The organism is Actinomycetospora lemnae, assembly GCF_028737315.1.
GTDB classification, from domain to species: Bacteria; Actinomycetota; Actinomycetes; order Mycobacteriales; family Pseudonocardiaceae; genus Actinomycetospora; species Actinomycetospora lemnae.
In genome coordinates, this window is sequence record NZ_JAQZAO010000005.1 from 12,088 (window position 1) to 30,063 (window position 17,976).

General features: G+C 72.7%; 14 protein-coding genes, 2 tRNA genes and 1 pseudogene. 12 read left to right on the forward strand and 5 right to left on the reverse strand.

Annotated features, from left to right (window positions below):
* Nucleotides 1-17 precede the first annotated feature (17 nt).
* From dnaN to PGB27_RS12220, 8 genes and pseudogenes are all read left to right on the forward strand, one after another.
* Nucleotides 18-1,253: a DNA polymerase III subunit beta gene (gene dnaN, locus PGB27_RS12185; protein ID WP_274200638.1), complete on the forward strand. Its 1,236-nt coding sequence runs from the start codon at nucleotides 18-20 to the stop codon at nucleotides 1,251-1,253.
* A gap of 77 nt (nucleotides 1,254-1,330) precedes the next feature.
* Nucleotides 1,331-2,242 carry a phosphogluconate dehydrogenase (NAD(+)-dependent, decarboxylating) gene (gene gnd / locus PGB27_RS12190; RefSeq protein ID WP_274200639.1) on the forward strand — a complete coding sequence of 304 codons (912 nt, stop codon included), beginning with the start codon at nucleotides 1,331-1,333 and terminating at the stop codon, nucleotides 2,240-2,242.
* A 39-nt stretch (nucleotides 2,243-2,281) separates the two neighbouring features.
* Nucleotides 2,282-3,460 (forward strand): DNA replication/repair protein RecF, encoded by a 1,179-nt coding sequence (gene recF / locus PGB27_RS12195; protein WP_274200640.1) that lies wholly within the window; start codon nucleotides 2,282-2,284, stop codon nucleotides 3,458-3,460.
* Nucleotides 3,461-3,488: 28 nt separating this feature from the next.
* Nucleotides 3,489-4,181: a DciA family protein gene (locus tag PGB27_RS12200; protein WP_408630054.1), complete on the forward strand. Its 693-nt coding sequence runs from the start codon at nucleotides 3,489-3,491 to the stop codon at nucleotides 4,179-4,181.
* Between the two features lie 220 nt (nucleotides 4,182-4,401).
* The gene (gene gyrB / locus PGB27_RS12205) at nucleotides 4,402-6,420 is read left to right on the forward strand and encodes a DNA topoisomerase (ATP-hydrolyzing) subunit B (RefSeq protein WP_274200641.1); all 2,019 of its coding nucleotides are present in this window, start codon (nucleotides 4,402-4,404) and stop codon (nucleotides 6,418-6,420) included.
* A 166-nt stretch (nucleotides 6,421-6,586) separates the two neighbouring features.
* A complete protein-coding gene (gene gyrA / locus PGB27_RS12210; protein WP_274200642.1) occupies nucleotides 6,587-9,097 on the forward strand; it encodes a DNA gyrase subunit A in 2,511 nt (836 codons plus the stop codon).
* An 865-nt stretch (nucleotides 9,098-9,962) separates the two neighbouring features.
* A pseudogene (locus tag PGB27_RS12215) lies at nucleotides 9,963-10,334 on the forward strand (DUF3566 domain-containing protein); the annotation flags it as partial.
* Nucleotides 10,335-10,414: 80 nt separating this feature from the next.
* A tRNA-Ile gene (locus PGB27_RS12220) sits at nucleotides 10,415-10,488 on the forward strand.
* 86 nt (nucleotides 10,489-10,574) lie between these two features.
* Here PGB27_RS12220 and PGB27_RS12225 read toward each other — a convergent pair.
* The 4 genes from PGB27_RS12225 to PGB27_RS12240 all read right to left on the reverse strand — a co-directional run bounded on the left by PGB27_RS12225 (nucleotide 10,575) and on the right by PGB27_RS12240 (nucleotide 13,578).
* On the reverse strand, nucleotides 10,575-10,982 hold the full coding sequence (locus PGB27_RS12225) for a histone-like nucleoid-structuring protein Lsr2 (protein ID WP_274200643.1): 408 nt from the start codon (nucleotides 10,980-10,982) through the stop codon (nucleotides 10,575-10,577).
* Between the two features lie 120 nt (nucleotides 10,983-11,102).
* Nucleotides 11,103-11,549, reverse strand: coding sequence for an SRPBCC family protein (locus PGB27_RS12230; protein WP_274200644.1), 447 nt, complete (start codon nucleotides 11,547-11,549; stop codon nucleotides 11,103-11,105).
* Nucleotides 11,549-12,388, reverse strand: a complete 840-nt coding sequence (locus PGB27_RS12235; RefSeq protein ID WP_274200645.1) for a phosphoenolpyruvate hydrolase family protein — start codon at nucleotides 12,386-12,388, stop codon at nucleotides 11,549-11,551. The genes PGB27_RS12230 and PGB27_RS12235 overlap by 1 nt, the downstream gene beginning before the upstream one ends.
* A complete protein-coding gene (locus PGB27_RS12240; RefSeq protein WP_274200646.1) occupies nucleotides 12,385-13,578 on the reverse strand; it encodes a Tm-1-like ATP-binding domain-containing protein in 1,194 nt (397 codons plus the stop codon). Before PGB27_RS12240 ends, PGB27_RS12235 begins: the two co-directional genes overlap by 4 nt.
* 232 nt (nucleotides 13,579-13,810) lie before the next feature.
* Here PGB27_RS12240 and PGB27_RS29415 point away from each other — a divergent pair, with 232 nt between their 5' ends.
* The 4 genes from PGB27_RS29415 to PGB27_RS12255 all read left to right on the forward strand — a co-directional run bounded on the left by PGB27_RS29415 (nucleotide 13,811) and on the right by PGB27_RS12255 (nucleotide 16,698).
* The gene (locus PGB27_RS29415) at nucleotides 13,811-13,912 is read left to right on the forward strand and encodes a DLW-39 family protein (protein WP_408630066.1); all 102 of its coding nucleotides are present in this window, start codon (nucleotides 13,811-13,813) and stop codon (nucleotides 13,910-13,912) included.
* Between the two features lie 5 nt (nucleotides 13,913-13,917).
* A tRNA-Ala gene (locus PGB27_RS12245) sits at nucleotides 13,918-13,990 on the forward strand.
* Nucleotides 13,991-14,082: 92 nt separating this feature from the next.
* Nucleotides 14,083-15,615: a tyrosine-type recombinase/integrase gene (locus PGB27_RS12250; RefSeq protein WP_274200647.1), complete on the forward strand. Its 1,533-nt coding sequence runs from the start codon at nucleotides 14,083-14,085 to the stop codon at nucleotides 15,613-15,615.
* A gap of 336 nt (nucleotides 15,616-15,951) precedes the next feature.
* Complete coding sequence (locus PGB27_RS12255) at nucleotides 15,952-16,698, forward strand: hypothetical protein (protein ID WP_274200648.1); 747 nt, start codon at nucleotides 15,952-15,954, stop codon at nucleotides 16,696-16,698.
* A gap of 26 nt (nucleotides 16,699-16,724) precedes the next feature.
* Here the strand turns inward: PGB27_RS12255 and PGB27_RS12260 are convergent, their stop codons facing one another.
* Nucleotides 16,725-17,789, reverse strand: coding sequence for a hypothetical protein (locus tag PGB27_RS12260; RefSeq protein WP_274200649.1), 1,065 nt, complete (start codon nucleotides 17,787-17,789; stop codon nucleotides 16,725-16,727).
* Between the last annotated feature and the right edge of the window lie 187 nt (nucleotides 17,790-17,976).

The window sequence follows — 17,976 nt, forward strand, 5'->3', positions numbered from 1 at the left end:
CAGGGGGAGGACCCGCGATGAAGTTCCGCGTCGAACGCGACGCCCTCGCCGACGCCGTGGCCTTCGTCGCCCGCAGCCTCCCGAGCCGCGCGCCCGTCCCGGTCCTCGGTGGCGTCCTGCTCGACACCGAGGGCGACGGCACGCTGACGGTCTCGGGGTTCGACTACGAGGTCTCCGCCCGCGTCGAGGTGCCGGCGATGATCGGCGACGCCGGCCGCGCGCTGGTGTCCGGCCGCCTGCTCGCCGACATCACGCGCGCCCTCCCGCCGCACCCCGTGGACGTCACCGTCGACGGTCCCCGCGCCACCATCGTGTGCGGCAACGCCCGGTTCAGCCTCCCGACGATGTCGGCCGAGGACTACCCGCAGCTGCCGGACATGCCGCCGGTCGCCGGGGCGCTCGCGCCCGAGGTGTTCGCGCAGGCGGTCTCCCAGGTGGCCGTCGCCGCCGGGCGTGACGACACGCTGCCGATGCTCACCGGCATCCGCATCGAGATCGACGGCTCGACGCTCACGCTCGCGGCCACCGACCGCTTCCGGCTCGCCGTCCGCGAGTTCTCGTGGGAGCCGGGCGAGAGCGCGGGCGCCGGCGAGTCGGGCGAGGTCGCGCTGCTCGCCCCGGCCAAGACCCTCGCCGAGGCCGCCAAGACGCTGACCTCGTCGGGCTCGCGCATCGAGCTCGCCCTCGCCCGCGGCGACGGCCTCCTCGGCCTCGCTGGCGGCGGCCGCCGCTCGACGACGCGGCTGCTCGACGCCGAGTTCCCGCGCTACCGCCAGCTGCTGCCCAAGGAGCACACCTCGGCGGCGGTCATCGAGATCGCGCCGCTGGTCGAGGCGATCAAGCGCGTGTCGCTGGTCGCCGAGCGCGGCACGCAGGTCCGCCTCGAGTTCGCCGACGACACGCTGCGCCTCACGGCGGGCGGCGACGACGAGGGCAGCGCCGAGGAGGAGCTCGCCTGCCGCTTCGTCGGCGAGCCCCTGACCATCGCGTTCAACCCGGGCTACCTGCTCGACGGCCTCTCCGCGCTGGGCGCCGACCACGCACACCTGTCGTTCACCACGCCGAGCCGCCCCGCCCTGCTGCGGCCCGCGAGCGCGCCCGATGGCTCGGGTGACGACGCGGAGGCGGTCGGCGCGCCCGCCGAGGCCGGCGCCACGGCCGTCGAGCCCGGCCCGGGCGACCAGGTGGACGATCTCCCCGAGCCCCGTCCCGGGTACCTCTACCTGCTGATGCCGGTGCGGCTCCCGGGCTGAGCCCCTACGGTTCGGCGCGTATCCCGCCCGAGCGCAGGAGCCGCCCCGTCCGGGTGGCCGACCGAGAGGAACGCGACGTGCAGCTGGGGATGGTCGGACTCGGCCGGATGGGCGGCAACATGGCCGAGCGGCTGCGCGCCGCCGGCCACGAGGTCGTCGGCTACGCCAACGACGGGTCGGGCGACGTCGCGTCGCTGGACGAGCTGGTCAAGACGCTCGCGGCGCCGCGCACGCTGTGGCTGATGATCCCGGCGGGCGAGCCCACCCACTCCACCGTCCGCAGCCTGGCGGACCTCCTCGACGAGGGCGACCTCGTCGTCGACGGCGGCAACAGCAAGTTCACCGACGACACGGTGCACGCCGAGCTGCTCGACGCGCACGGCATCCGCTACGTCGACTGCGGTGTCTCCGGCGGCGTGTGGGGGCGCACCGAGGGCTACGGCCTGATGGCGGGCGGCGACCCGGCCGACATCGAGCGGATGATGCCCGTCTTCGACGCGCTGCGCCCCGAGGGCCCGCGCGAGGAGGGCTTCGTGCACGCCGGCCCGGTCGGGGCGGGGCACTACGCGAAGATGGTCCACAACGGCGTCGAGTACGGCCTCATGCAGGCCTACGCGGAGGGCTACGAGCTGCTCAACGCCGGCGGCCCGGTCACCGACGTCGGCGCGGTGATGAAGGCCTGGAGCCGCGGCACCGTCGTGCGCAGCTGGCTGCTCGACCTCATGGTCCGCGCGCTCGAGGCCGACCCGCACCTCGACCAGATCACCGGCTACGCCGAGGACTCCGGCGAGGGCCGCTGGACCGTCGACGAGGCGATCCTGCACGCCGTGCCGCTGCCGGTGATCTCGGCGGCGCTGTTCGCCCGGTTCGCCTCGCGCCAGGTCGACTCCCCGGCCATGAAGGCCGTCGCGGCCCTGCGCGCCCAGTTCGGCGGACACGCGACACACAAGGCCGGCGACGCGGCCAACGAGCCGCCCACGGGGGGCTGAGCACCAGGTCGACGGCGAGCGGGACGACGGGAGGGGCCGATGTACGTCCGGGCGCTCTCGGTCACCGACTTCCGCTCGTGGGAGCAGGCCGACCTGACCTTCGAGCCCGGTGTCTCGGTGCTCGTCGGGGCCAACGGCCAGGGCAAGACGAACCTGGTCGAGGCCGTCGGCTACCTCGCGACCCTCGCCTCGCACCGCGTCGCGGGCGACGCGCCGCTGATCCGGCGCGGCGCGTCCTCGGCGACGGTGCGGGCGGTCGCGGTGAACGAGGGCCGCGAGCTCACGGTCCAGGTCGAGATCGCGAGCGGGCGGGCGAACCGGGCGCGGGTCAACCGCGCGCCCGTGCGCAGCCCGCGCGAGGTGCTCGGGATCGTGCGCACCGTGGTGTTCGCGCCCGAGGACCTCGCCCTCGTCCGCGGCGACCCCGGCGAGCGCCGGCGGTTCCTCGACGAGCTGCTCGTGGCCCGGGCGCCGCGGTGGGCCGGGGTGCGCGCCGACTACGACAAGGTGCTGCGCCAGCGCTCGGCGCTGCTCAAGACCGCTCGGAACGCGCGCGGCGACACGAGCACCCTCGACGTGTGGGACGCCCACCTCGCCCGCGCCGGGGCCGCGCTCGTCACCGGGCGCCTCGAGCTGACCGCGGCGCTCGCCCCCCACGTGCGCCAGGCGTACGCCGAGGTGGCGCCCGAGTCGGAGCCGGTGGGCGCCCGCTACCGCTCGCGGGCGGAGAGCGTGGACGCGCTCGGCGCCCCGGAGGCGGAGGTCCCCTCGGCGGAGGACGTCGAGGCGATGCTGCTCGAGGAGATGCGCCGGCGGCGCCACCAGGAGATCGAGCGCGGGGTGTGCCTCGTCGGCCCGCACCGCGACGACCTCGAGCTCACGCTCGGCGAGGGGCCGGCCAAGGGCTACGCGAGCCACGGTGAGTCGTGGTCGCTCGCGCTGGCGCTGCGGCTCGGCGCGTTCGAGCTGCTGCGCGGCGAGGGCTCGGAGCCGGTGCTGGTGCTCGACGACGTGTTCGCCGAGCTCGACGTGCGCCGGCGGCGGGCCCTGGCGCGGACCGCCGCCCGCGCCGAGCAGGTCCTCGTGACGGCAGCGGTGGACGACGATGTGCCCGACGACCTGCAGGGAGCACGCTACGTGGTCGACTCGGGCACGGTGCGTGAGATGACGACGATCGGTGGGACGACGGGGGGTGGATCGGGTGGCCCGGACGCGTGATGTCGGCGGAGGTCCTGGGGACAGACCTGTGGATGCTGTGGACAACTCGGGTGACGGGCGCGGACCGTCGCGTCGTCCGGGCCCGGATCCGACCCGCGACCAGCAGCGCCGCCCGGACGACGCTGTCCACACCCCCGAACGCGACGATCAGGGCGCGACCGGGAGCGCTGCGCCGAACGGTCCTGCCGGTCCGAAGCGGGGCGCCGACCTGGCCCGTGACGCGCTGGCCGCGGCCCGGGCGGCGGCGTCCGAGCGCCGGGCCGCGGCGGGCGGCGGGGCCGCCGGGGTGCGCAAGCCCGTGCGCCGTGGCGGCACCGGGCTCGGGCGGGCGCGGCGTCGCGGCTGGTCGGGGGCCGGGGCCGACGACCGCGACCCCCAGCCCCTCGGCCGCCTCGCCTCCCGGCTCTCCGGTGATCGCGGCTGGGCGCCGCGGCTGGCGAACGGGTCGGTGTTCGGCCGGTGGGCCGAGCTGGTGGGCGCGGAGGTCGCCGAGCACGCCCGTCCCGAGTCCCTGCGCGACGGCGTGCTGACCGTGCAGGCGGACTCCACGGCGTGGGCGACCCAGCTGCGCCTGCTCCAGCGCCAGCTCCTCGCCCGCCTGGCCGCCGGGCTCGGCGACGGCGTCGTCACCTCCATGCGCATCCACGGCCCCGCCGCCCCCAGCTGGCGCCGCGGACCTCGCCACGTGTCGGGCCGCGGCCCGCGCGACACCTACGGCTGAGGCGGACCCGTCAGGACGGGCCGTCGTCGCCGCGCCAGAGCGCCGGAGGACCCTTCCCGGCCGGTCGCACCCTCCGACGGTCGTTTCGTGCGCCGTGTGACGCGCTGAGCCGCGTGCCCGGGCCCTTTCTGCACGAGCGACCCGGTAGACTGGATGTCGATGTACCGCCCGCGCGCCCCGCGCTCGGGCACGCGCCCACGCGAGGGAGACACCGGAGCTCGTGGCAGCCGCACAGAACTCGGCCCAGAAGAAGAACAACGGGGACTACAGCGCCTCGTCCATCACGGTCCTCGAGGGCCTCGAGGCGGTCCGCAAGCGGCCGGGTATGTACATCGGCTCCACCGGCGAGCGGGGTCTCCACCACCTCATCTGGGAGGTCGTGGACAACGCCGTCGACGAGGCCATGGCCGGCTACGCGACGCGGGCCGAGGTGACCCTCCTGGCCGACGGCGGCATCTCCGTCGTCGACGACGGTCGTGGCATCCCGGTCGACACCCACCCCGTGGAGAAGAAGCCGGCCGTGGAGATGGTGCTGACCATGCTCCACGCGGGCGGCAAGTTCGACGACAAGTCGTACGCCGTCTCCGGTGGTCTGCACGGCGTCGGCGTCAGCGTCGTCAACGCCCTGTCCACGGCGCTCGACGTCGAGATCCACCGCGACGGGCAGGTCTGGACGCAGCACTACGACCACGCGCGCCCGGGTCCGCTCACCCAGGCCGGCAAGACGCGCAAGACCGGCACCACGATCACGTTCTGGGCCGACCCGCAGATCTTCGAGACCACGACCTACAACCTCGAGACGATCTCGCGGCGCCTGCAGGAGATGGCCTTCCTCAACAAGGGCCTCACCATCGTCCTGCGGGACGAGCGCAAGCCCGAGAACGCCGACGAGTCGAGCGAGGTCGACGAGGCGCCCGACGCCGAGGGCTACGTGTCCAAGGTCAAGGAGCGCACGTTCCACTACCCCGGCGGGCTCGAGGACTTCGTCGCCCACATCAACCACGCGAAGGAGCCGATCCACCGCAAGCCGGTGGGGTTCCAGGCCGAGGGCACGGGCCACCAGGTCGAGATCGCGATGCAGTGGAACTCCGGCTACTCGGAGTCCGTCTACACCTTCTGCAACACGATCAACACCACCGAGGGCGGCACGCACGAGGAGGGCTTCCGCTCGGCGCTGACCGCCACGGTCAACCGTTACGCGCGCGACAAGAAGCTCATCAAGGACAAGGACCCGGCGCTCACCGGGGACGACATCCGCGAGGGCCTCGCCGCCATCGTCTCGGTCAAGGTCGCCGAGCCGCAGTTCGAGGGCCAGACCAAGACGAAGCTCGGCAACACCGAGGTCCGGTCGTTCGTCCAGAAGGTCTGCAACGAGCACCTCGCCGACTGGTTCGAGGCGAACCCGGCCGAGGCCAAGACCATCATCAACAAGGCGGTCGGCTCGGCCCAGGCCCGCCTCGCCGCGCGCAAGGCCCGCGAGCTCGTCCGGCGCAAGACCGCCGGCGACCTGGGCGGCCTGCCCGGCAAGCTCGCCGACTGCCGCAGCAACGACCCGGAGCGCAGCGAGGTCTACATCGTCGAGGGCGACTCGGCGGGCGGCTCGGCGAAGTCCGGCCGCGACTCGATGTTCCAGGCGATCCTGCCGATCCGCGGGAAGATCATCAACGTCGAGAAGGCCCGGATCGACCGCGTCCTCAAGAACAACGAGGTCCAGTCGATCATCACGGCGCTCGGCACCGGCATCCACGACGAGTTCGACCTGGCCAAGCTGCGGTACCACAAGATCGTGCTGATGGCCGACGCCGACGTCGACGGCCAGCACATCCGCACGCTGCTGCTGACGCTGCTGTTCCGCTTCATGCGCCCGCTGATCGAGAACGGCCACGTGTTCCTGGCGATGCCGCCGCTGTACAAGATCAAGTGGGGCGGCCGGAACGCCGAGCCGGAGTTCGCGTACTCCGACCGCGAGCGCGACGCCCTGCTCGAGGCCGGCCGCGCGGCCGGGAAGAAGATCAACAAGGACGAGGGCATCCAGCGGTACAAGGGCCTCGGCGAGATGAACGCCAAGGAGCTCTGGGAGACCACGATGGACCCGGAGACCCGGCTGATGCAGCAGGTGACGCTGGACGACGCGGCCACGGCCGACGAGCTGTTCAGCGTGCTCATGGGCGAGGACGTGGAGTCGCGTCGCTCGTTCATCACCCGCAACGCCAAGGACGTGCGGTTCCTCGACGTCTAGTCGAGGTCGAGGTGCAGGGCGGGGAGGCGACGTTTCCCGTGGAACGCCGTCCCTCGCCCCGACCCGGGACGGGCCCGACGACCGGCGCGGACACGCCGGCGCGGCCCCGACCGGGGAGCCGGGGGAGCACCCCCGGCCCCGATAGAGTGCGAAAGGTGAGAGCCGCGTGACCGAGACGACCCTGCCTCCCGGTGGGTCCGGCGACCGCATCGAGCTGGTCGACATCCAGCAGGAGATGCAGCGCTCCTACATCGACTACGCGATGTCGGTCATCGTGGGCCGCGCGCTGCCGCTGGTGGAGGACGGGCTCAAGCCGGTCCACCGCCGCGTCCTGTACTCGATGTACGACTCGGGCTTCCGGCCCGACCGCAGCTACGTCAAGTGCGCCCGCGTCGTCGGCGACGTCATGGGGAACTACCACCCCCACGGCGACTCGGCGATCTACGACGCGCTCGTGCGCCTCGCGCAGCCGTGGTCGATGCGCTACCCGCTGATCGACGGCCAGGGCAACTTCGGCTCGCCGGGCAACGACCCGGCCGCGGCCATGCGCTACACCGAGTGCCGCCTCACCCCCCTCGCGATGTCGATGCTCGCCGACATCGACGAGGAGACCGTCGACTTCATCGACAACTACGACGGCCGCACGCAGGAGCCCTCGGTGCTCCCGAGCCGCGTGCCCAACCTGCTGATCAACGGCTCGGCCGGCATCGCGGTGGGCATGGCGACGAACATCCCGCCGCACAACCTCCGCGAGGTGGCCGCGGGCGCCACGTGGGCGCTGGACAACCCGGAGGCCTCCGAGGAGGAGACCCTCACCGCGCTCATGGAGCGCATCAAGGGCCCGGACTTCCCCACCGCCGGGCTCGTCGTCGGCACCGACGGCATCCAGCAGGCCTACCGCACCGGGCGCGGCTCGATCCGCATGCGCGCGGTCGTCGAGGCCGAGGAGGACGCCAAGGGCCGCACGATCCTGGTCGTCACCGAGCTGCCCTACCAGGTCAACCCGGACTCGCTCATCGAGTCGATCGCGACGCTGGTGCGCGACGGGAAGCTCCAGGGGATCGCCGAGATCAACGACGAGTCGTCGGACCGCGTGGGCCGGCGCATCGTCATCACCCTGCGCCGCGACGCCGTCGCGAAGGTCGTGCTGAACAACCTCTACAAGCACACGCAGCTGCAGTACAGCTTCGGCGTCAACATGCTCTCGATCGTCGACGGCGTGCCGCGCACCCTGCGGCTCGACCAGATGATCCGGCACTGGATCCGCCACCAGATCGACGTGATCGTCCGGCGCACGCGCTACCGCCTGCGCAAGGCCGAGGAGCGGGCCCACATCCTGCGCGGTCTGGTCAAGGCGCTCGACGCCCTCGACGAGGTCATCGCGCTGATCCGGTCGTCGGAGACCGTCGACATCGCGCGCACGGGCCTCATGGAGCTGCTCGACGTCGACGACGTCCAGGCCCAGGCGATCCTGGACATGCAGCTGCGGCGCCTCGCCGCCCTCGAGCGCCAGAAGATCGTCGACGAGCTCGCCGAGCTCGAGGAGACGATCCGGGACCTGCAGGACATCCTCGAGCGCCCCGAGCGCCAGCGGCAGATCGTCCGTGACGAGCTCGGCGAGATCGTCGAGAAGCACGGCGACGACCGGCTCACGCGCCTCGTCGGGTACGACGGCGAGGTCGCCGACGAGGACCTCATCGCCGTCGAGGACGTCGTCGTCACCATCACGCGCACCGGCTACGCGAAGCGCACCAAGACCGACCTCTACCGCACCCAGAAGCGCGGTGGCCGCGGCGTGCAGGGCGCGACGCTGAAGCAGGACGACATCGTCTCCCACTTCTTCGTCTGCTCCACGCACGACTGGCTGCTGTTCTTCACCAACCGCGGCCGGGTCTACCGGGCGAAGGCCTACGAGCTGCCCGAGGCCACCCGCAACGCGCGCGGCCAGCACGTCGCGAACCTCCTCGCGTTCCAGCCCGAGGAGCAGATCGCGCAGGTCATGCACATCAAGGACTACGAGGCCGCGCCGTACCTGGTGCTCGCCACGAAGTCCGGGCTGGTGAAGAAGTCGCGGCTGACCGACTTCGACTCCAACCGCGCCGGCGGCCTCATCGGCATCAACCTGCGCGAGGGCGACGAGCTCGTCGGGGCCGTGCTCTGCTCCGGCGACGACGACCTGCTGCTGGTGTCCGCGGAGGGCCAGTCCATCCGGTTCTCGGCCACCGACGACGCGCTGCGCCCGATGGGCCGCGCGACGTCCGGCGTCACCGGCATGCGCTTCAACAGCGGGGACGAGCTGCTCTCGCTCGGCGTCGTCCGCCAGGGCACGTTCCTGCTCGTCGCCACCGGCGGCGGGTACGCCAAGCGCACGCCGATCGAGGAGTACCCGGTGCAGAACCGGGGCGGTAAGGGCGTGCTGACGCTGCAGTACGACCGCCGTCGCGGGACCCTCGTGGGCGCGCTCATCGTCGAGCTCGACGACGAGCTGTACGCGATCACGACGAGCGGCGGGGTGATCCGGACGACCGCCAAGGAGGTCCGCAAGGCGGGCCGCCAGACCAAGGGTGTGCGGCTGATGAACCTCGGTGAGGGTGGCACGCTGCTCGCGATCGCCCGCAACGCCGAGAACGCCGTCGACCCCGACGCGGGCGGCGCGACCACCCAGCCCCAGCCCTGATCGGTCCTGGTCGTCCCCCGACGTCCCCCGGCCCCCGTCACCGACCGACGAGACGAGTCCTGCCGTGAGCACACCCAACAAGCCGGACGAGCCGAACCCCGCGACGTCGGAGACGTCGGGCGGGTCGCGCACGGGCACGCAGGAGGCCGAGCGGTCGGGTGACGTCGAGACCCGCGACGCCGCGTCGACCACGCAGGTCGGGGCCGTCGACGACGGGACGCCGGGCGAGCCGGCGGACGGCGAGTCGAGCGGCTCGTCGGGATCGGCCGCCGAGGGTGGCGAGTCGGGGGGCCCGGCCGGCCCGCCCCCGCCGTGGCAGCGCGGCGGCGCGGCGACCGGCCCGCCGTCGGGCCCGCTGCCGGCGGGCCGTCCCGGCGGTCCGCCGTCGGGGCAGCCGTCGGGGCAGCCGTCGGGGCAGCCGTCGGGGCAGCCGAGGCCCGGGCCGGGCGGACAGGGCGGTCCCGGGGGGCCGGCGGGTCAGGGCGGCCCGGCGGGTCACGGCGGCCCGGGAGGTCCGGGTGGACCGGGTGGTCCGGGTGGACCGGGTGGACCGGGTGGACCGGGTGGACCGCAGCCGCCGTCGGGCCCGTTCCCGCGGCCCGGGGGCCCGGGTCCGCAGGGCGGCCCCGGCTACGGGCGGCCGAGCGGCGAGGGGTCGGGGACACCGTCGGGTGGGATCCCGGTCGCCGTGCGCACGGCGACCGCGTCGGGCACGGCCCGGCCGGAGGGCACCGGCGCCCCGAGCGGATCCGGCATCGACGCGCCGACCAACCAGCTCACTCCCGAGCAGCTCGGCATGCGCCCTGACGACGACGAGCCGCGCCGCGAGCCCGACGACGTCTCCGAGCTGTCGGCCGGCCGTCCGCGCACGAGCAAGGCGCCGCGGCGGGCGAGCCTGCAGGTCCGTCGGTTCGACCCGTGGTCGGTGCTCAAGCTCGCCCTCGTGCTCGGCGTCGCCCTGTTCTTCGTGTGGATGTTCGCCGTGGGCGTGCTCTACGCGGTGCTCGACGGGATGGGCGTCTGGGCCCAGCTCAACGGCACCTACCAGGACCTGACGTCCGACTCGGGCGGCGGCGGCGAGCTCATCACCGCGGGCGGCGTGTTCGGCGTCGCGGCGGTGATCGGGGTCGTGAACATCATCCTGTTCACCGCCCTCGCGAGCGTCTCGGCGTTCATCTACAACATCTCCGCCGACGTCGCCGGCGGCATCGAGGTCACCCTGTCCGAGCGGGACTAGCTGCTCGGTACGGGCGGGGGCCGGGTGTCGGGCGCCGGGTGACCGTCGGGTACCGTGGCGTCCGCACCTGGTTGCTGCGAGGGCCCATAGCTCAGTTGGTTAGAGCGCGTCGCTGATAACGACGAGGTCGCTGGTTCAAATCCAGCTGGGCCCACTCCCACGGTGCGACCCCACCGACACGACGGCCCCGGAGCATCGCGCTCCGGGGCCGTCGTCGTTCTCGGGCTCTGCCCGTGCTGATCAGCCGGAGAAGGTCGCGGTGTGGTCGGAGCCCTTCCGCTGGGCCTCCCAGGCCTCGACGACGTTGTTGGGGACGCGGCCACGGTCGGACACCTCGAAGCCCTGGGCCTTGGCCCACTCGCGGATCTGCTTCGAGGTCTCGCGGTCGTAGCCGCCGGGCGAGGTCGCGCGCGGCGTGCCCGTCCCCGCGCCCGAGCGGCGGCGGCCGCCGCCCGAGGAACGCCGGCCGCCGGTGCGGCGGGCGGCGGCGACGTACTCGGCGAGTGCGTCGCGCAGCTTCGCGCTGTTCTTGTCGTCGAGGTCGATCTCGTAGGTCACGCCGTCGAGTGCGAACTCGACCGTCGTGATGTCCTCGGCCTCCTCGCCGGTCAGGTCGTCGACCAGGGTGACGATGGTCTTCTGCGCCATGGCGGGCGTGACTCCTCACTACTTCATCGAACCGATGAGGTGCCGTCTATTCGTTGCCTTCGCGAGATTAGCAAAGAAATGACGAGGTGTTCGCACCGGTCCCGATTCGGGCCGTGCGGGTCACGCTCCCGAGGACAAATGCGCCGTGAGACCCTCCAGCCCGCCGGCGAACACATCGCGGGAGAAGAACGCCTTGAGCCGTTCGGCGTCATCCGGGTCACAGTCGAAGAGGACCGACCAGGAGACGAAGCATTCGCCCGTCGAGGTCACGGGGAACACGCGGATGGTCGCGCGGTAGTCCTGGACGGGGAACGGCGATTCGAGGATGGCGTACGTCAGCGTCCGCTCGCGGTCGTCGAGGGCCACCAGCGCTTCGACGACCGTGCCGCCGTCGCCGCCCAGGGTGAGCCGGCGCACCGCGCCGACCTGGTCGGGCCGGGCGCCGTCGTCGAGCTCACTGGCGGCGATCGCGGGGACCCAGGCGGGCAGGCCGTCGAAGTCGCGGATCACGCGCCAGACGGTGTCGACGTCGGCCGGGACGACGGTGCTGCTGCGGGTCTCGGGCATCAGATCTCCTCCTGCGGGGTGGGTCGCAGCTCGACGAACGCGCGGGTCGTGGCCGTCAGGGCCTGTTCGGTGGGGAGGCGCTCCATGCTGCTGGCGCCGTAGAAGCCGTGGCAGGTGCGCGTGCGGGACAGGACGTACGCGGCGTCGTCCGGCGACGACACCGGCCCGCCGTGGACGAGCACGAGGACGTCGTCGCGCACCGACAGCGCCGCCTGCGCCCACTCGTCGACCAGCCCGACGCAGTCGTCCAGCGACTTCGAAGTCTGCGCACCGATCGACCCGCCGGTGGTGAGTCCCATGTGGCAGACGACGACGTCGGCGCCGGCGTCGGTCATCGCGCGCGCGTCGTCGGCGGAGAAGACGTACGGCGTGGTCAACAGATCCTCGTCGTGCGCGGCGGCGATGAGCTCGACTTCGCGGTCGAACCCCATCCCGGTCTCCTCGAGATTCACCCGGAAGGTGCCGTCGATGAGGCCGACGGTCGGAAAGTTCTGGACGCCGGCGAACCCGAGCTCGCGCAGCTCGCGCAGGAAGCGGGGGCGGATGAGGAACGGGTCGGTGCCGTTCACCCCGGCGAGCACCGGGGTGTGTCGCACGACCGGGATGACCTCGCGCGCCATCTCGACGACGATGTCGTTCGCGTTGCCGTAGGCCAGCAAACCCGCGAGCGAACCGCGACCGGCCATGCGGTATCGGCCGGAATTGTAGATGACGATGAGGTCGATCCCGCCCTCCTCCTCGCAGCGTGCGGACAGGCCGGTGCCGGCGCCGCCGCCGACGATCGGCTCGCCGCGGTCGACCTTGGCGCGCAGGCGCTCGAGGATCTCGGCGCGGGTCACGGGCGTCCTCCGGTGATCTCGTCGAGCGCGGCGACGAGGGTCGCGGCGAACTCGGGGTCGTTGACGTGGTGGGGGCTCTCGACGATCCGGTGGTGGTCGTCGGCGCGGACCTGCGCCCGCAGGGTGTCGAACAGCGCGGCGTCGGCCTCGGCGTCGGCGAAGGGCATGCCGGGGGCGTCGAGGGCCGAGACGCCGCCGGTGGGCAGCACGAGGCGCACGGGGCCGGGACAGGCGTTGAGCTGTCGCGCGAGGAACTCCGCGGCGGCCCGGTTCTCCTCGGGCGTGGTGCGCATGAGCGTCACCTGGGCGTTGTGCTCGTAGAAGGTGCGGCCGCGGAACTGCGCGGGGACCGTGTCGGGCGCCCCGAAGTTGACCATGTCCAGGGCGCCGACCGACCCGACCCAGGGCACGCCGGTTCGTGCGAACGCGCCCAGGCGGTCCTCGGTCGCGGACATGACGCCGCCGACGACGAGGTCGGCGATCTCGGTGGTGCTCACGTCGACGACGGCCTCGACCAGGCGGTCGTCGACGAGCTTCTCCATCGCGCGCCCGCCCGTGCCGGTGGCGTGGAAGACGAGGCAGTCCCAGCGGTCGCTGACGGCCTCGGTGACCGCGGTGACGCACGGCGTCGTCACCCCGAACATCGTCAGCCCCAGCGCGGGCTTGTCCTGCGCCGGCGGCGTCTCGGCGGCGATCATCCCGCCCAGCGCGTGCGCCGCGTTGGCGAGCACCCGCCGGCTGATGCGGTTGAGACCGGCGACGTCGGTGACCGAGTACATCAGCGTCATGTCGACCGCGCCGACGTACGGCGCGACGTTGCCCGACGCCACCGTCGACACCACGACCTTCGGCACCCCGACCGGCAGGCGCTGCAGCGCCGGCGTGGTGAGCGCGGTGCCCCCGGAGCCGCCCAGGGCGAGGACGCCGGCGACGTCGTCGCGCGCCGGGAGCCAGCGCTCGAGCGCGGCGCTCATCGCCGCGACCGAGCTCCCGCGGTCGCCGGTGAACGCTTCGGCGCCGGCGACGTCGCGCGGGGTGACGTCCGCGGTGCTGGCGTCCGGGTCGCTCGTGCCGACGTCCACGGTGGTCACCGCGTGCCCCGCGTCGCGCAGGAGCCCGGCGACGTAGCGCAGCTCCTCGCCCTTCGTGTCGAACGTGCCCACCACGTAGGCACGATCCGTCCCGGCCATCCGCGCTCCCGTCCACGAGACCTCGTCGTCCGACGGGTGAGTCCTACCGCCCGCGAGCCGCCCGGCGATACCCGTGGACGATCACCGGGGGTGTCAGCGAAGTGCCGTCGCGGACACTGGACGTCCGTATCGGTACGTCGATCATGCGGGCGTCGGCGTCCGACGGGTCCGTGCGTGGTGCTGCGGTACCGTGGTCCGGGTCGTCGTCGGAAGGGGTGCAGTGAAGGCACTCGTGACGCTCGCCCTGGCCGCCGGGGCCGCCCTCCTCCTCCGGCGCCACCGCGATCAGCGACCCACGCGAGACGTCTGGCACGAGGCGACCACCTCGTCCTGACCCTCGGGGACGTAGCTCAATTGGCAGAGCACCGCCTTTGCAAGGCGGGGGTTGAGGGTTCGATTCCCTTCGTCTCCACCCATCCTGACCTGCGGAGACGCTGGTCCGACTGAGCGAACCTCGGACGACGTGACACGGTTCGTGACGCGAGTCGCCCTAGCTTCCGTGTCATGGCCAAGGCCAAGAACCCCCGGAAGCGCGAGCGGGGGACCATCGACGAGCTCCCGAGCGGAGCCCTGCGCGTCCGGGTGTATGCCGGGCAGGACCCGGTGACGAAGCGCCGGCACGACCTCGTCGAGGTCGTCCCGGCAGGCCCGAAGGTGTGGGACCGGGCCGAGGAGGTCCGGCAGAGGTTCCTCGCCGACATCAGGAAGCGCCGCAACCCGCAGACCACGGCCACCGTCGACCAGCTGCTCGACCGCTACCTCGATCAGCACACCGGCGGCCGGCGCACGGTCGAGGGCTACCGGGAGTACGTCGACAAGCACGTCCGACCGTTCATCGGCAAGTCGAAGGTCGGCTCGGTCGACGCCGAGATCCTGGACTCGCTCTACGCGGAGATGCGGCGGTGCCGCGAGCACTGCCGCGACCGCCGAGGTGTGGACCACCGGACCACCCACCCGCACGAGTGCGATGTGCGATGCCGCCCGCACCGGTGCCGGCCGCTCGGTGCTGCCACGATCCGCAAGATTCACTACGTCCTCAGCGGCGCCTACAAGCGCGCGGTGCGCTGGCGCTGGGTCGGCTCGAACCCGATCGACCAGGCCGAACCACCGCCGGTCCCGACGCCAGACCCGCAGCCACCAACTCCCGAGGAGGCGGCGCGCCTGGTCGCGGAGGCGGGACGTCGTGACCCGGACTGGGGGATGTTCGTCTGGCTGATGATGGTGACCGGCGCACGCCGGGGGGAGGTGTGCGGGCTCCGCTGGCAACACATCGACCTTGAGCGAGGCGTGATCACGATCCGGCGCGCGATCGCCGAGGTTCGTGGTGAGACAGAGGAGAAGGACACCAAGACTCATCAACGCCGCCACGTCACGATCGACCCCGGCACGGTCGCGGCCCTTGCCGAGCATCGCCTGCGGTGGGTGGAGCGCTGCGCCGCACTCGAGCTCGAGCTCGCGCCGGACTCCTTCGTCTTCTCGCCGTCCCCGACCGGGCAGGAGCACCTGACGCCGTCGTCGGTGACGCAGCGGTACAGCAAGATGGCCGACCGCCTCGGCATCGACACCCACCTCCACAACCTGCGGCACTACTCCGCGACCGAGCTCATCGCCGGCGGGGTCGACGTCCGCACCGTTGCCGGCCGACTTGGGCATGGTGGCGGCGGAACGACGACACTGCGTGTGTACGCGGCGTGGGTCGCCGAGGCCGACCAGCGCGCGGCGCAAGGACTGGCAGACCGACTACCTGATCGACCGCCATCGTCTAAGCCCGACGATGTGGAGCGGGCCAAGATCGATCCGAGGTACCCGTTCGAGCGCATCGCAGTGGATCTGCGTGAGCGGATCGCCGCGGGCGAGTGGTTGGCCGGCGCGCAGCTTCCGAGTGGCAAGCAGCTCGGGGTCGACTTCGACGTGTCGACCGCCACTGCGCAACGCGCGGTCGCGCTGCTGCGGGCGTGGGGACTTGTGGCGGTGAGTCGCGGCGCTCGGCCGGTCGTGACACAACCTTCCCCGTGCAGCTCGAAGGACCTCACGTGACTTGCGCCTGAGCCGCGGGCGTGGGGTGGTCGAGGCCGATCTCGACCGGCGACGCCACCGGAACAACGCCAACGAGCTCGGGCTGTCGCCCACGGCGATCAGAGGCGCCAACCATGCGAGAGTGCCGCCTCCGCACGGGACCGCACGTGGCACCGCGGGGCGGTCGTGAGGGCGTGCCAGGCTGTCCGGCGTGGGGGAGAACCCGGAGCTGGAGCACGGCAGGGCACGGGGGAGGGCGTGGAAGAGGGGCCTCGGCAGAGACCTGGAACGCGCCGAGATCGAAGCCTCGCCGGGGACGCCCCCGCTGGCTCGGCTGAGCAGGGCCGCGGGGAAGCGGTGAGCACGCGCCGCGGTCGCGGGGGGCAGCCGTGCGCGTTGTGCGCGCACCGCCCATCGTCGCGCAGGGGCGAGCACGTTCTACCGACCTGGCTCATCGACGCCCGGTTCCCGGCCAGCGACCGTCCCTTCACCAGCGGCCCGACCGGGCAGGCGATCCGCAGCTACGACCACTTCCAGCGGGTGATGCTCCCGTGCTGCCGCGAGTGCAACAGCGTGCTCGAGCACCGCTTCGAGACCCCGGCCCACGAGGCCATTGAGCGCTTGCTCGATGGTCACGAGGTCCCCCCCGGGCCCGACGCCGACCTCGTGCGCCGGTGGCTGCTCAAGACCTGGCTGCTCCTGGCCCACCCCCGCGCGGAGTACAAGGACTCCGTCCTGCAGGGCGCGGTGCTGCGGTGGCGCCACGCCCCCTGGGTCTTCGGCTGGATGGTGCAGGGGACCGAGCCGCCCGAGGGCCTCTCGGCCTGGGCGTTCCGGTACGTAACCCCCTACGAGAAACCCGAACAGCCGGAGCTCGTCGACCTCGCGACCGGGTGGCGCGACGGTACGTTCGTTGAACCCGAGGTCTTCGAGCTCGCGCTGCAGACCCTCAACGTGGTCGTCGTCCACCACCCAGGGCTTCGTCTCGAGCTGGCAGCGGAGCGACGCGGCGAGCTCGTCCGGCTCTGGCCCGCCCCACGGGGCACCGCCATTACGGGGCTGCCCACGCACCACGCCAGACCGGTGCTGTGGCGGGTCGGCTGACTCGGTGCGCGCGACGGCGTACGTCGTCACGAAGTGGTCGGCGGCGCCGCGAGCCGTTCGTGCTGCAGCTCGGCCACCGCGCCCTCGAAGGTCCACCCGTCCGGCGCGGCTGAGTGGAGAAGCGGCCATGTCGCCGTGTCGAGGTCGAGGTCGTGGGCGTTCTTCAGCGCCCGGAGCACCTTCGGGGCCGCCCTGTACCGCAGCCCGTCGTCGATGAGGCGGTAGCGGTGGGCGGTGAAGGGCAGCTCGGCGTCCTCGGCCCCGCCGCCCTCGACCGTGCCGTCGCTGCGCCGGCCCTCGGCGCGCTCGACGTCGATCAGCCCGAACCGCGCGAGGTGGCGCTGCGCGACGAGTCCGGCACGGTCGCCGCCGAACGCCCACTCCCAGTCCTCAGCCGACACCGCGACCTCCCCGTCACCGCCGTCACGGCGGTCCTGTTCGCTGCGGGCGAGCAGGTACAGGTACGTGACGATCTCGCTGTCGCTCAGGACGTGCACCCACCCGTTGATCCAAAACTCGACGGGCACCTTGATGGCCGGCTCGTCGTCCTTGGGGCGCCGGTAGGTCGTCGCCGAGCTGGTGAGGTTGTCGCTGGCCTCGTTGAGCAGAGCAAAGCCCTCGAAGCGGCCGCGGCCTTCGGGGTACCGCGCCTGGATACGGCCGTGGGCCTCGAGACGGGCCAGGGCGGCGCGCAGCTGCTCGGAACGGTTGTCCTCGGGCGTGCGAGCCGTCCCGGTGCTCCGGCGGCGGTTCACGGTCGGCGTGGCGATGAGCTCTTGCCAGCTCGGTCGACCCTCGACCTCGGAGTGCCGCAGCGCCCGCGTCGTCGGACGTCCGGCCTCGAGTCTAGTGCGACGGCACGTGACCTCGAACAAGATCACCAGCAGCACCTGTACTGCGCAACCCTTCGGGGTCGACACCGCCCGCAGCGGGCTGTCTCCCAGCGCACCCCGGTGGCGCAGCAGGTCGGCGCGCAGCGGCACCTGACGCGGCCGCACGACGCGCCATACCCGGGCGCGCGCCGCGGCGACGCGCTCGTCGAGCGGGCCCGCGCGCCCGGCCGACCCGGCGAGCCCGCGCAGCCGGTTCATCCGCACGTCGGTCCGAGACGTCGCCGAGCGCCCTACCGGTCCCGTGGACCGTCTCCGACCCATCTGCGCGCCTCCGACTGTCCGGGATTGACTGCTCCTTAGCGCTCCGTTGTCGCTCCCCTTTGACGGTCCACGTGTACGCGTAGGGGCAGTCTATCCCGTCCACGTCGAGGCGGGACACCGAGGT